Consider the following 14,446-nt stretch of genomic DNA (forward strand, 5'->3'; position numbering starts at 1 on the left):
CAACAGCTTATTTATTATTGTTTTTTGCTATTAATATATGCTTCAACTTTGTCAATTATTTGATCTGATTTTTTAACTACATCGCTAACTCCAACTTTGACAGTTGGCAATCCGTTAAATCTTTCCGTTTCCTTTATACCAATATCTTTAGTTAATATAACTACATCTGCATCTTTTACATCATCCATAGTAATTTTATTTTCTATACCTATTGATCCTTGAGTTTCAACCTTTATTTCAATTCCTTTGGCTTTTGCTGCTTTTTCCAATGCCTCTGCAGCCATATAAGTATGTGCAACTCCTGATGGGCAAGCCGTAACTGCTAATATCTTCATTTTAATTCATCTCCTATTATCGTGTTTTAGCCTATATTATTCGAAATCCAAGTTTATTTCCTCACCGCCTCCACCATGGTCATCATTACGCTTTTCTGTGACTGGTTTCTTTAAAATATTTACCATCAATGCGGTTACAGCAACACCTACCAAAGTAGCTATAATGTAACCAAATTTGCCAGTAGCTACTGGCAATACTATCCATCCACCCCAAGGTGCAGGATTTCCAGACCCTAATAACATTGCAGTAACTGCTCCACTGGCAGAACCCACTATTAAAGAAGGAATAACCTTCAATGGATCTGATGCAGCAAAAGGTATAGCTCCTTCTGTTATTCCTATTAGCCCCATCAATATACCAGCTTTTCCTGCTTCCTTTTCTTCCGTTGAGTACTTTTTAGGTGCTAAGAAAGTAGCTACACCCATCCCAATTGGAGGAGTACATATTGCAACACCTATGGCTGCCATTATTTTTAGTGCTATAGGACTTGCCATTCCAGTTGTAGGATTTATCGTTCCTACCATTGCCGCTCCAAATCCATATGCAACCTTGTTTACAGGACCTCCCATATCAAAAGCTATCATTGAACCTAAAACTATTCCTAAAATCACTAAATTTCCAGTACCTAACCCTTCTAGCCAAGCCTTCATTCCCTTCATAGCCCCTGCAACAGGAGTTCCTATAACCCAAACCATAAGTGCACCAATGATAAATGTACCTATTAGTGGAATAACAAATATTGGCATTACAGAACGCATAATTGAAGGAACTTTTATTTTCTTTAAATAAAAAACTACTATACCTGCAAGCAAACCTGCTATAATTCCTCCTAGGAATCCCGCTCCAATTTGATTTGAGAGATAACCACCAATAGCTCCTGGTGCTATACCTGGCCTATCTACCATTGAAAATGCTATAAACCCTGCTAGTATAGGAACCATTAATCCAAGTCCAGCTGCTCCTATATTAAACAAATCATTTAACCTTGTTCCTTTAGGTGGAACTGCTGCTGAACCGTATAATAAAACTGAAAGTGCTAATAAAACTCCTCCTGATACAACAAAAGGAATCATGTATGAAACACCTGTCATTAGATGCTGTCTCGTATTTTTTAATAAATCCTTTAAATCATCCATTTTAATTACCTCCACTCTTATTATTTAATTCTTAACTATCTAATGCTTCTAATATCTCTTCTATGCTAGAAGCTTCACATAACTTAGTTCTAAACTCCTCTCTCATAATCTTTCTAGAAAGTTGAGCAAGAATCTGCAAATGCCTATCTCCGGCTTCTTTCTCTGGTACAGCAATTAAAAATACATACTTTACCGATTCTTCTTCACTCCACTTAACTTCTTTTTTTAGTCTAGCAAAAGCTACTGCAGCACTTTTTACGGAGTCAGATTTGCCATGGGGAATAGCTACATCAAATCCTATAGATGTAGGGAAATCCTTTTCTCTTTCAAATACCTGCTTGACATAGCCATCAAAATCTATTAATTTCTCCTGTTTTTCTATAAGCTTTGAAAGCTTTCTAATAACTTCTTCTTTAGAAGAAGCCTCTAAATCCAATACAACAAGGTCTTTATTTATTATGTCATTCATTATTATATCCTCCTCAGTAAAAACATTAATTATCTTATCTATGCCATTTTACATTTGTTTCAATCATAATCTTTTTTGAATTCTTCAATGTATTTCCACATTATAAATGAAATTTTGATATAATAATATTAGTATGAATCAATAAGATTCTATTATGTAACATAAAGGGGAGGTAACTTTTGTTTCCAGAAGAAAGACATGATAAAATAATAAATATTTTACATAAAGAAGGAAAAGTGGTTGTCAAAGATTTAAGTTCCAGATTTAATGTAACAGAGGACTGTATTAGAAAAGACTTGAAAATACTAGAAAATAAAAATTTGCTGCAGCGAACTTATGGAGGTGCCGTATCTGTTAGACATTCAGCTCCCAAGCAGGACATTTCTATAAGGAAAAATATTAGTGTAGAATCAAAAGAAGTTATAGCTGAAAAAGCCTTTAATTCTATTTTCGAAAATGAAACGATTTTTCTAGATATATCAACTACAAATATGATGTTGGCTGAAAAGCTTTCAAAGAGCCCAAAGAAGCTCACAGTAGTAACCAATATGCTTGATATAATCTCAATACTAAATAAACAAGATAATAACATTAAAGTTATTTGTACTGGAGGAGTTCTTAGCAAAGATTTAGATGGATTTACAGGTTCAATGGCTATTGAAAGTATCATTAACTACAAGCCCAACAAATGTTTTATAGGAAGCTGTGGAGTAAACATATTTGACAAAAGTGTCACTACTTTTGATGTAGAAGATGGAAACACAAAAAAAGCCATAATAAATGGCAGTAAAGAAATATTTTTGGTTATGGAAAATAGAAAATTTTATATTGATGGTACTTATAAATTTGCTACCCTTTATGATATAAATACAATTATTACAGAGTCTCCACCAGACAAGGAAATTACAAATTTATTAACTAAAACTGATACCAAATTCATCTAATATCAATGAATCTTGCTTAGTCGCTTTCGCTGTGTGCGTAGAAGTGTTACAGTAAGTAACCATCAGATAAACTTTTGTAGATAAATCTGCTTTAAAAGTTGAGAATTCGCAATAAACAGTTGACAGTTAATTGTCAACTGTTTAAAAATATGTATACATGTTAAAAAAGTTGGCATACTAATTAATCAGTGCAATATATTTAGCTATACTACAATTTTATTTCTTCCACTATTCTTAGCTTCATATAATAAATCATCAACAATTTTTATACATTCCATATTTGTATTTGACTTATTTTCATATAATCCACCACTTATAGTAACTTTTATTCCATCTTCCCATGGAAAAGTATTGATTTTATTTCTAATTCTTTCTCCTATTTCTACTAACCCTTCCTGCTTTGTATTAGGCAAAATAACAATAAATTCCTCTCCACCATATCTTCCTGCATAACCCGTGTCTCCTATACATTCCGTTATTACTTTACTTATATCAGTTAAAACCTTGTCTCCCTGTAGATGCCCATAATTATCATTAATCAATTTAAAATAATCCACATCAAACATCATTATGCTAAATATTTCACCTTCATTTATATATTTTTTTATAACTTCATTTAATATTCCTTCAATATAATTTCTTTTATATAATCCTGTAAGATCATCTTTAATAGACTTCTCATATATAATACGATTTTCTATTTTTAATTTTTCTGCATTAATTATCTCATCAGAATATTGCATTATAATTACATAAGTTTCTAAAAAAGCAAAGATAAGCATACCTACTTGAAAACCATACCTGCCATATATCATTCCATTATTTATGAGTACATCATTTGCTGCTGTAGCAATTAAAGCAGTAAATGCCACAAACGATATTATTCCTTCCCCTTTTTTTGCTTTTTTTATAAAAAATATTAATATACCAATCACAATAAATATCAAAATAGCTTCACTTAAAAAAGACAATCTATCGTAAAAAGTATTATTAGTTATAAGGCATATAGTGGTAAAGAATATTGAAAAGCAAAATGATATATTAACTAACTTTTTAGGAAAGTCTGGGAATAATTCTTTTAAAAGCAAAACATAAATTGGCATATATAAATAGTACGTAATTGCCGCCGTTTTGCTAAGCAGCTCAAAAGGCATATTAGGGAAAATATGAACAATTACCCTTTCATTTAGAAACAAGCACCTTAATTGTGTAAATAAGCACAATATAGAAAAATATAAAAAGAATTTATTGTTCTTTAATCTTCCATACAAACATAAAAATAACAATTCTACAATAAGCAGAACCCCTACTATAATTAAATCCCCACTTGCACTTATTATAAATCTATTCATAATTCTATCTTTAAGACCAAGTTCCATAGGTTTTAATACAGGATAAAGAATTGTGTAATTGGATGCTTGAATTACTATATCAGCAGCTCCATTTTGTGCTGTAAAATATGTATAACTTGGCAAATATATAGATTTTTCTTTCTCATAACTTTTGCCTACTTGTCCCACTTGTCCTTGTAAAACACCATTCACCCAAATCTTTGAAGCTGACAAAAAACTTCCTATTCTAAGTCCATAGACAACCCCTTTTGGAAGAAATACTTTTAAGTGTACTGTCATATATCCAGTATTTTTTCCATTTAACTGTGTTGTAAGTTTATCAGGTAAAATTAAATACTTATCAGTTTTTTCATGCGCCACTTGTTCTGGGTTAAGAAGTTTATTCACATACAGTTCCAACTGCCCTTCAATCTTTACATTTCCTCTTTGCTGAAAATTGTAATTACTTAAATTTAGAATCCCTTTATCTGCCTTAATATAATTAAGGTTATTAGAATCATTAAAAGCTGAAAATATACCTACTAATAAAGCTATAAAAATAATAGGTAAAATAATTTTTTTCATATGATACCCCCGGTTAACAGTGTATTACTAAAATAGTATTACATACTTACTGAATTATCAATGTAACAAATTAACATACTGTTTATAGGTTTTTCTATATATAAATAAAACAAGTGTAAATGCCATTTGTAATTAACATTTACACTATAAATAACAACATTTATTATTTAGATTTAACTTCGTAATAGGCTGTTTTATGTGTTATAACACTGTCTGTTGTCTTATTGTTATTATATTGAACAACATCTACCTTATGTTTTCCTACTTTAAGAGCATTGCCCTTAAGATTTATAGAGGATTGGCTTTCTGCTAATTGTTCTTTAGAATTTAGCACACCATCTACAAATATATAACTTAAATTTTTACCATTAAAGCCACTTGTATTTATTCCAATTTGTTCAATTTGAGTATTTTTATCTGCATATATAACTGGGACAGCTCCATTTTGAGAAGTACCTGATGGAGTAGAAATATAAAAGGTACCTGTACCCATGTCAGCTTGTAGATTTTTAGGGATTTGCATAACATCATTTTTTGCTTGTTCTGTTGCATTTTTTGCTTTATCTTTCACCTCAGTAACACTCTTTTGAGTTCCACAGCCTACTAGATTTATAATAAGTAATGAAATTGCCATAATTAAAGAAAGCTTTTTTTTCATTTAGACATCTCCTTTGCCTTATACATAATAATATATTTTTATTATGCTTATTTCTGAAAATAATATTAATTTCAATATTTTATATAAGGAAAAAACGGATAGTTTTACTCTATCCGTTTCCGTATATATTTCACTTTTCTTTAGAAAAATTTAATTATACTATTTTTAATGCTATTTATTTTATCTATAATATCGTCAATATCTATACCTATGAGTTTTCTATTCTTTACAAGGACTTTACCATTTATAATTACTGTATCCACATTTGCTGGATTGGCGGAATAAACTACCGCTGAATAATAATCATATATAGGATGCATATTAATGGACTTGGTTTCTATTATAACTAAGTCCGCATTTTTTCCCTTCTCAATAGATCCTATAGTTTTATCCATATTTAATACTCTTGCACCACCAATAGTTGCCATTTCAATTATTTCAGAAGCTGGGAAAAGAGTTCTATCTCTATTAACTAATTTATGGATTTTTCCAACAAGAGACATTTGAGTTATTATGTCAAGAGTATTTCCACTCATTGGTCCATCAGTTCCTAGTCCTATTTTCATACCTCTTTTATACATTTTAACTGCTGGTGAAACTCCCTTTGCTCCTTTTGAATTTGCACCTATATTGTGAGCTATTCCAATTTTATTTTTGCAAACAACCTCCAAGTCCTCATTGGTTATATTTACTAAGTGTGCTGCTACAAAATTTTCATCTAAAATTCCTATACTATTTAAATATTGTACAGGTGTCATGTTATATTCTTTTTCATACTTTTCAGTTTCATAATCCATTTCTGCCACATGCATCATCATTGGAATATCGTATTTTTGAGAAATATTATGTGCTTTTACTAAATGCTCAGTATCATTACTATAAGGAGCATGAGGTGCTATTGCTGGAGTTATTAATTCTTCTTCTCTCCAGTTTTTAATGAACTCTTCGCCGTATTCAATTCCTCCATAGGATTCTTTAGAATCTGGTGATGGAAAATTAAGTACTGTTTCACCCAATACTGCACGGATTCCCATTTTCTTTGCAGCCCTTGCAACTTCATCTTCAAAGTAATACATATCAGCAAATGTTGTAACTCCTCCTAAGAGCATTTCTGCTATTCCAGCTCTTGCTCCTTCATAAACAAATTTTCTATCAACAAACCTGCTTTCAAGTGGAAATATATACTTCTTAAGCCTGTCAGCTAAATCATCTCCAAGACTTCTAAATGGCAGCATAGATGCATGAGTATGGGTATTTACCATGCCAGGCATTAATATTCCGTTATTTCCATCTATTACTTTCTCTCCAGCATACTTTTTTAAAAGTTCACTTTTTCCTATGTCTTCAATTATATTCCCATTTATAACTACTACTCCATTTTCTATTACTTCTTTTTCTTTATTCATAGTAATTATATTTACATTTTTTATTATTGTTCTATCCATAAAATCATCCTCATATAAATAATTTTGATATTTACTCACAAAATAAGCTTACTATTTCCTGGGTATTAACTCTTATAAGACCTTTATCCGTAATTTTTAGTTCCGGGCTTACTGGAAGAGATAGCGTACTAAAAGACATTATTTCATTATTATGTTTATATCCAAGTTTCTTTAATGCCATTCTCACTTCTTTTAAATTTAAAGCTATGGACTCTATTGGTTCTTCAGACAATATACCACCAACGGGAAGAGCAAGATTTGCTATAATTTTTCCATCCGAAGCTACGCAGTAACCCCCATTGTTTCTAATAATCCAATTTGCTGCTACTTTCATATCTTCTGTATTTCTTCCCATTACCATTAAATTATGATGATCATGAGCATAGCTAGAAGCAACTGCTCCTCTTTGGATTATACTACCTGAAACAAGTCCATAAGATCTTTTTTTAGTATTATCATATCTATTAAAAATCGCAATAAGTGCATACTTAGAAGTTTCAAAAGAAAGCCTTGAGTTTTTCACCTCTACAAAATCACTTTCTTCTTTTGTAAATGTACTATCACTTTGAACCTTCATTATTCTGCATTTTACTTTACCCTCTTTTACAGGTGCTTTAACTGAAAAGTCTGAGTCACTAACTGGATTCATTTTAATGCTTTTATAAAAATGATCTGGAAACTCACGTTCTTTTTTCTCACTAACACCCTTACATGCAAGTTCACCATTTTTATATACTTCATTTATACTAAATGATTTTAAATCATCCAATAAAATAAAATCAGCTATCTTTCCAGGTGCAATGCTTCCTCTATCGTAAAAATTCATTCTTCTTGCTGGAATAAAAGTACTTGCATAAACAGCCATTTCCGGCTTCATACCCATGCCAATAGCTTTTTTAACAAGTCCATTCAAATGCGAAACAATTAATTTATCTGCCATCGTATCATCAGTAACAAAACAAAAATGCTCATATAGGTCATTGGAAATTAAATATTCCATGTTTTCTTTTGTCATTGATTTTTCTTGAATTTCTAAAAACATGCCATTTGATATCTTTTCCTCAATGGATTTTGGATTTTGCTGAGTGTGGTCTGCATCTACACCTTGATATATGTATCTTGCTAGATCAAGTCCTGATATTTTAGGACAATGTCCTTCTATTTTGAAATGAGGTTTTTCCTTTTTTATCAATTTAATTATATTATTTATAAGCGAATCTTCACTATAAACCAAATCCTTAAAATTCATAACTTCACCAATGCACCATATACGGTCATTTTTTATAAGTTCTGATACTTCTTTTATCCCTATTTGTCCACCTGTAGTTTCAAATTTAGCCGATGTTGATGGTACAGAACTTGGAATGCCATAAAATATATCCATTATATGCTGCCTGTCAGAATTTATCATAGCTTTTATGCCTTCTATTCCAAATACATTTGCAATTTCATGTGGATCAGCAACAACTGTTGTAACTCCATTTTTAATGACAGCATTTGCAAAGTTTGTTGGTGTAGTCATTGAACTTTCAATATGCATATGTATATCAATAAGGCCAGGTATTAGATATTTCTTATTACCTTCTATAATATTTCTTGCACTTATTTTTTCATGACAATCCTTACCTATATATAAAAACCTTCCATTTAATATTGATACATCACCGTATATAAATTTTTTAAAATAAGCATTAAAAACATAAACATCTTTTATGATTAAATCTGCTTTCATATGATCACCTTTCTTAAACGTAAATAAGACATCTGAAAAAATAAGTTCATCAGCATATGGATTCATTATTTTTCAGATGTCTTCTATTTAAAATTAAAACTAATTATTGTAAATCTTGTTCCACTGATCAATCCAGTTTTTATTGTTCTTATTTATAAATTTGAAATCCAAAACATTTGATTTTTCAACTTCATCTCCATATGTTAGACCCTGTGTTTCCGTACCTTGTAATTTTACATCGCTGTTAACTGGTGATTCGCCTACATCTTTAGATGTTTTTTGTTCAACTTCTGCACTCAATACATAATTTATAAATTTCAATGCTAACTCCTTATTTTTTGAACTCTTTACTATATTTACAGTATTAAAGTTAAGATATGCTCCTTCACCTGGATCAACAAATTTTACTGAAGGAACTGCTTTTTTAATTGAGCCATAAACAAAATCCGCAGCAACTGCAGCTGTTATTTCTCCATTAGAAAACATATTTACAAGATCAGAAGATTTAGTATATGTCTTAACTACATTTGGTTTTAAAGCTTGAAGTGATTTAAATGCATCTACACCTTTATCACTTATTACATCAACACCATCCTTCTTTGAAGCTGCACAAACCATAGCAGGTCCAAATGTTGTTGTTATATCTGGTATTGCTATTTTACCCTTAAAATCAGGACTCCATAAATCTTTCCATGAAGCTATATTTCCATTTACTTTTTCAGGATTATAAACTATAGCTGCTCTATTTAAAGTATATGCTGGACCATATCCTTCAGTTATAAACTTTTGTGCCTTAGGTATTACTTTCTTTGCATTTGGTACCTTACTATAATCAATTTTTTCAAATAATCCATCTTGTATGCCTTCTTCAGAAAAAGATTCTGCAAGGTACATTATATCAACGTTACTGTTTGGATTATTTTTGAGTTTAGTTAATCTTTCTCCATTATTTCCTGTTTCCAAAACTATTTTTACATTGTTTGCTTTCTCAAAAGGCTTAAAAACATCTTTTTGAAGAGCATCTTCATTTAATCCCCATGTTGATATTACAAGTTGCTTTTGATCACTTTTTGAATCTGTACTTTGCGCTGCACTTCCACATCCAGAAAGTGCTGATAGCAAAAATATGGATGCTAAAGCCAAAGGTAATTTTTTCATTTTTTATTCCTCCTCAGATTTTTTAACAATTATTAATTTATTTGAAGGTAAATAAAGCTTTACCTCATTTCCAATATCATACACTTCATCATTTCCATTGTTTACAATAATTGATCCAAGCTTTGTATTGACAGAATACTGGTATGCTTTTCCCAAATATGTTCTAACTTCGATTGTTCCATCTAGTATATTTTCATTGCCTGTAAAATCAGATGCTAATATTTTAATATCATCAGGTCTTATAGTAGCTTTTATTTTGCCAGGAACATTTTCATGATTTTTAATATGAATTTCAATATTGCAATCTGCATTAAATACATCATCTTTAACATATTCTAAGTCAATAAAATTTTCGAATCCTACAAACTTTGCCACAAATTCTGTATTAGGCTTTGAATATATTTTTTCTGGAGTATCATATTGTTCAATTACACCTTTATTCATTACTGCAACTTTATCTGATATGGAAAAGCATTCTTCCTGATCATGTGTTACAAAAACAGTTGTAATTCCAAAACGCTGCTGTAATTTCCTAATTTCTACCCTCATTTTTAATCTCAATTTAGCATCTAAATTACTAAGTGGTTCATCCAGCAAAAGAAGATCAGGTTTTATAACAAGTGCTCTAGCTATAGCAACTCTCTGTCTTTGTCCTCCTGACAATTCTGCAGGATACCTTTTGCCATATTCTTTTAAATCTACTATTTCAATAAATTTGTTAACTGACTCAGTTATAGTTTTTTTATCTACATTTCTCATCTTAAGTCCAAAAGCTATATTATCAAAAACATTGAGATGAGGGAAAAGTGCATAACTTTGAAATACCATTCCAAAATTTCTCTTATTAACAGGTATTTTAGTATAATCCTTACCATCAAATATAAATTGACCACCTGTTGGCTCTAAAAAGCCGCTTATTACTCTCAATGTAGTAGTCTTTCCACACCCGCTTGGTCCAAGAAGTGAAACCAACTTTCCCTTTTCAATATCAAGGTTTAATTTTTTTAATATATTTGTTTTTCCATCATAAGAAACTGCAATATCTTTTAAATTTATTAAAGCCATGTAGCACCTCCATATTTTATTTTGTAAAATAATTTAATCCCAAAGTTTTCTCAACAATAAACATTATTATAATAGTCATAAACATCAATATGACTGAAAGAGCTGAAACACTAGGGTCATAATTGTATTCAACATAACTCATCATACTTATTGGCAGCGTACTGACTCCCGGTCCTGTTAAAAATATAGATACAGGTACATTATTGAAGGAATTTATAAATGCCAGCATAAAGGCTGCAATTATACCAGATGTTATATTTGGCATGACAACTAGGAAAAATGTTTTTATTCTAGAAGCTCCAAGACTTATAGCTGCTTCTTCAATAGAATAATCCAATCCTCCAAGACTTGAGCCAATGACCCTTATTATATATGGAATTACTATAACAACATGTCCAATTAATAAGCTAGTTAAAATATTCATTTTAAGAGTGATTGTTATAAATCTAAAAAGTGCAAATCCAAGTACTATTCCTGGTATTGTAACTGGTGATAGAAATATATTGTTAATAAACTTTTTTCCTCTAAAATCATTTCTACTAATCACATAACATGCAGGTATTCCAACAATAAGTGCAATTAAAGTGGCAGCTATGGATACTTCCAAACTTATACCTAACGTAGTCATAAAAGTTGGTGACTGAAAAACATGTATAAACCATCTTATCCCTATATGCTTAGGTGGAAATGCTATGAAATTATCTGTTCCAAAAGCTGTTACAGTAACTATCAAAAGCGGTCCAAATAAAAATATGTATACAAGAAATACGAATAATGTAAGCAACTTATTTTTTTTCATTCTATACACCCCTTTCATATAATCTTGATGCAAATTTATTAATTCCAAACATAACAATCAATGTAGCTATAATCATAACAGCAGAAACTACAGAAGCGCCTGTCCAATCACTTAGCGTCATAGCCTTTTGATATATGAGCGTTGCAAGCACTGTATTTTTATTTCCTCCAAGAAGTTGGGGTGTTGTATATGCTGTTAATGCACCAGTAAAAACAAGAATACTTCCCACTATCATTCCTGGAACACTTAGTGGAAAGATGACCTTAAAAAAAGCTGCTATTCTACTAGCACCAAGACTTTGAGCAGCTTCTACGAAATCACTATTAATATTTTCCATTACTCCAACCAAAGAAACAATCATAAGAGGCAAAAATAAGTATACACTTCCTATAATTATTGCAAACTCCGTATAAAGAATTTCTCGTGGTTCACTTATAATATGACAATTTATAAGTAGTGTGTTTATAGCTCCATTTTTACCAAGTATAGTCATCCATGCAAATGCACGAACAATAGAGTTGGTTAAGAGTGGAAATACCGTAAGTGCAAGAAGTAATCCTCTTATTTTTTTATCACTTCTTGATAAATAATAAGAAACTGGTACTCCAAGTATTATACAAGCAATAGTCGTTATAATTGCTATTCTAAGAGTACGAAAAAATATGTTCATTAAATAATTATCTTTAAAGAAAGATAAATACAACTTAGGTGTAATACCTTTATCACTCACGACTGTAGGAATTAATATATTTATAAGTGGTGCCATTAAAAAGAACAAAATTATTAAAATTCCAGGTACTAACATTAAATAAAGTACTTTTTTTCTCATTATAAGTAGCCCTCCTTTATATTTTTAATTTTATCCGATCTGAATTTAAGAATCTCTTCATATTAAACAAAATATTAAATATATGTTTGTGTTATACGAATGTTATTACATTTTTTCTATACAATATTCATAATATTATCACTTCACCTTGGAAACGTCAAGCGATTTTGGTCGAAATAAGGGTTTTAGTAAAGAAGCTCCAATAGTATTGACTTTTATAACATAAGGTATAACATTTTTAGTAATAAGGAAAATAGATTTAATTAAAATGTAAGAGGGGGTTTTTGACAATGTATAGTTTTAAAAATGATTATAGTGAAGGAGCTCACCCAAGAATATTAAATGCTTTAGTTGAATCAAATATGGAGCAAACTTCAGGTTACGGTGAAGATATATATACAGAAAAAGCTGTTGAGCTTTTGAAACAAAGAATTAAGCAAAACGATGTTCACATTCACCTGTTTGTTGGAGGCACACAGGCAAATCTCACTGCAATTTCAGCTTTTTTAAGACCTCATGAAGCAGCTATTGCTGCTAATACAGGACATATACTAGTTCACGAGACAGGAGCTATAGAAGCTACAGGGCATAAGATTATCTCTATAAAAGTAAGCAATGGCAAACTAAGTCCCGAAGACATCAAACCTGCCTTAGATGAACATACCGATGAGCATATGGTAAAGCCTAAACTAGTGTACATCTCAAACTCTACAGAAATTGGTTCTATATATAAAAAAAGCGAACTAGAAAAACTAAGCAAATTTTGCAAAGAAAATAAACTGCTTTTATACATAGATGGCGCAAGGTTAGGTTCGGCCCTATGTTCAGAAGAAAATGATGTGGAACTTTCTGATTTAGCTAGATTAGCAGATGCGTTCTATATAGGTGGGACCAAAAATGGTGCGCTAATGGGTGAGGCTATGGTCATATGTAACAACTCACTTAAAGAAGACTTTCGATTTTATATTAAACAAAAGGGAGCATTGCTTGCAAAAGGTAGACTTCTTGGAATACAATTCTTAGAACTTTTCAAAGATGACTTATATTTTGATTTGGCAAAGCATGCAAATGTCATGGCAGATTTACTTAGGAAGGAAATCAGTAAGGCTGGATATTCATTTTTGACCCACTCGCCTTCAAATCAGATATTCCCAATCTTACCAAACAAGTTGATTAAAAAGCTTGGGAATAAATATTCTTTTACAATTTGGAAAAAATCAGATGAATATAACTCTGTTATTCGCCTTGTAACTTCTTGGGCAACAAAAGAGTCTATGGTTTCAGGCTTTATTGAGGATCTAAAAAAATTTAATGAAATTAAGTAAAGGCTTTCGTATTTAAAAAATTAAACAATATGACAACACTTATAAAAAACTGTCATATTGTTTACTGTTAATTTTGCTGTACCTATCTAAAATTCAACTTCATCTGTAGGCTTTAACTGTACAAACCTTCCTCCTAATACACTATTATGATGTTTAATAATTTGATCTGCACTAAGTATTTCTCCATCAAAAGTACTATGGGCATCCCTTACTAAAATATTATCATACCCCATACTAAATGCTCTTCTGCAAGTAGTATCTAAACAAAATTCTGTTTGCATACCTGCAATAATTAACTTTTCAATACCCTGCCTCTTCAATTCTTCCTCAAGCCCTGTATTATAGAATGAATCCCAGCTAGTTTTTTCAATAACTTTTTCATTTTCCTGGGGATGTAATCTAGGATGCAGCTGCCAGGTATCCTTTCCTTTTTCAAACTCACCATCTTTGTCAGTATGCTGAATGAATATTACTGCTATTTTTGATGAACGGGCCCTTTTAAGTAAAGTACAAATATTATTAAGTACCCTATCTGCATTGTATAAATTCCCTTCTTCACCTGCAAACATAGCTACTTGAACATCTATTATTAATAAAGCTGCTTTTTTACTCATAAACTTATCCTCTCTCAAAT

14 protein-coding genes are annotated in these 14,446 nt (G+C 30.8%); 2 read left to right on the forward strand and 12 right to left on the reverse strand.

The genetic code is table 11. The features are described 5' to 3' along the window. Positions 1-14 precede the first annotated feature (14 nt). From CLCOS_RS08345 to CLCOS_RS08355, 3 genes are read right to left on the reverse strand one after another with little or no spacing between them, the layout of a single operon-like run. On the reverse strand, positions 15-335 hold the full coding sequence (locus CLCOS_RS08345; protein WP_013239253.1) for a PTS fructose-like transporter subunit IIB: 321 nt from the start codon (positions 333-335) through the stop codon (positions 15-17). A 36-nt stretch (positions 336-371) separates the two neighbouring features. Continuing rightward, positions 372-1,472: a PTS fructose transporter subunit EIIC gene (locus CLCOS_RS08350; RefSeq protein ID WP_013239254.1), complete on the reverse strand. Its 1,101-nt coding sequence runs from the start codon at positions 1,470-1,472 to the stop codon at positions 372-374. Between the two features lie 31 nt (positions 1,473-1,503). Beyond that, the gene (locus CLCOS_RS08355) at positions 1,504-1,941 is read right to left on the reverse strand and encodes a PTS sugar transporter subunit IIA (protein ID WP_063601055.1); all 438 of its coding nucleotides are present in this window, start codon (positions 1,939-1,941) and stop codon (positions 1,504-1,506) included. A gap of 179 nt (positions 1,942-2,120) precedes the next feature. Here CLCOS_RS08355 and CLCOS_RS08360 point away from each other — a divergent pair, with 179 nt between their 5' ends. Then, entirely contained in the window at positions 2,121-2,885 is a 765-nt protein-coding gene (locus CLCOS_RS08360; protein ID WP_013239256.1) for a DeoR/GlpR family DNA-binding transcription regulator, read from the forward strand. Positions 2,886-3,088: 203 nt separating this feature from the next. On the opposite strand, the gene CLCOS_RS08365 is transcribed toward CLCOS_RS08360, so the two are convergent. The 8 genes from CLCOS_RS08365 to CLCOS_RS08400 all read right to left on the reverse strand — a co-directional run bounded on the left by CLCOS_RS08365 (position 3,089) and on the right by CLCOS_RS08400 (position 12,487). Further along, entirely contained in the window at positions 3,089-4,801 is a 1,713-nt protein-coding gene (locus CLCOS_RS08365) for a sensor domain-containing diguanylate cyclase (RefSeq protein WP_063601054.1), read from the reverse strand. A gap of 163 nt (positions 4,802-4,964) precedes the next feature. Then, complete coding sequence (locus tag CLCOS_RS08370; RefSeq protein WP_063601053.1) at positions 4,965-5,459, reverse strand: hypothetical protein; 495 nt, start codon at positions 5,457-5,459, stop codon at positions 4,965-4,967. Between the two features lie 140 nt (positions 5,460-5,599). Beyond that, the gene (locus CLCOS_RS08375) at positions 5,600-6,904 is read right to left on the reverse strand and encodes an amidohydrolase (protein WP_063601052.1); all 1,305 of its coding nucleotides are present in this window, start codon (positions 6,902-6,904) and stop codon (positions 5,600-5,602) included. Between the two features lie 31 nt (positions 6,905-6,935). After that, the gene (locus CLCOS_RS08380) at positions 6,936-8,702 is read right to left on the reverse strand and encodes an adenine deaminase C-terminal domain-containing protein (RefSeq protein WP_242866915.1); all 1,767 of its coding nucleotides are present in this window, start codon (positions 8,700-8,702) and stop codon (positions 6,936-6,938) included. A gap of 33 nt (positions 8,703-8,735) precedes the next feature. Further along, positions 8,736-9,794 carry an ABC transporter substrate-binding protein gene (locus CLCOS_RS08385; protein WP_063601051.1) on the reverse strand — a complete coding sequence of 353 codons (1,059 nt, stop codon included), beginning with the start codon at positions 9,792-9,794 and terminating at the stop codon, positions 8,736-8,738. 3 nt (positions 9,795-9,797) lie between these two features. After that, positions 9,798-10,859: an ABC transporter ATP-binding protein gene (locus tag CLCOS_RS08390; RefSeq protein WP_063601050.1), complete on the reverse strand. Its 1,062-nt coding sequence runs from the start codon at positions 10,857-10,859 to the stop codon at positions 9,798-9,800. A gap of 16 nt (positions 10,860-10,875) precedes the next feature. Then, positions 10,876-11,658: an ABC transporter permease gene (locus CLCOS_RS08395; RefSeq protein WP_063601049.1), complete on the reverse strand. Its 783-nt coding sequence runs from the start codon at positions 11,656-11,658 to the stop codon at positions 10,876-10,878. A 1-nt stretch (position 11,659) separates the two neighbouring features. Then, a complete protein-coding gene (locus tag CLCOS_RS08400) occupies positions 11,660-12,487 on the reverse strand; it encodes an ABC transporter permease (protein ID WP_063601048.1) in 828 nt (275 codons plus the stop codon). A 290-nt stretch (positions 12,488-12,777) separates the two neighbouring features. Between CLCOS_RS08400 and CLCOS_RS08405 the strand changes: the two genes are divergently transcribed. Then, positions 12,778-13,812, forward strand: coding sequence for a threonine aldolase family protein (locus CLCOS_RS08405; RefSeq protein ID WP_063601047.1), 1,035 nt, complete (start codon positions 12,778-12,780; stop codon positions 13,810-13,812). A gap of 86 nt (positions 13,813-13,898) precedes the next feature. Here CLCOS_RS08405 and CLCOS_RS08410 read toward each other — a convergent pair whose 3' ends face one another. Beyond that, a complete protein-coding gene (locus CLCOS_RS08410) occupies positions 13,899-14,426 on the reverse strand; it encodes a cysteine hydrolase family protein (RefSeq protein WP_063601046.1) in 528 nt (175 codons plus the stop codon). Positions 14,427-14,446: the final 20 nt, after the last annotated feature.

Source organism: Clostridium coskatii (assembly GCF_001675205.1).
GTDB lineage: Bacteria > Bacillota > Clostridia > Clostridiales > Clostridiaceae > Clostridium_B > Clostridium_B ljungdahlii.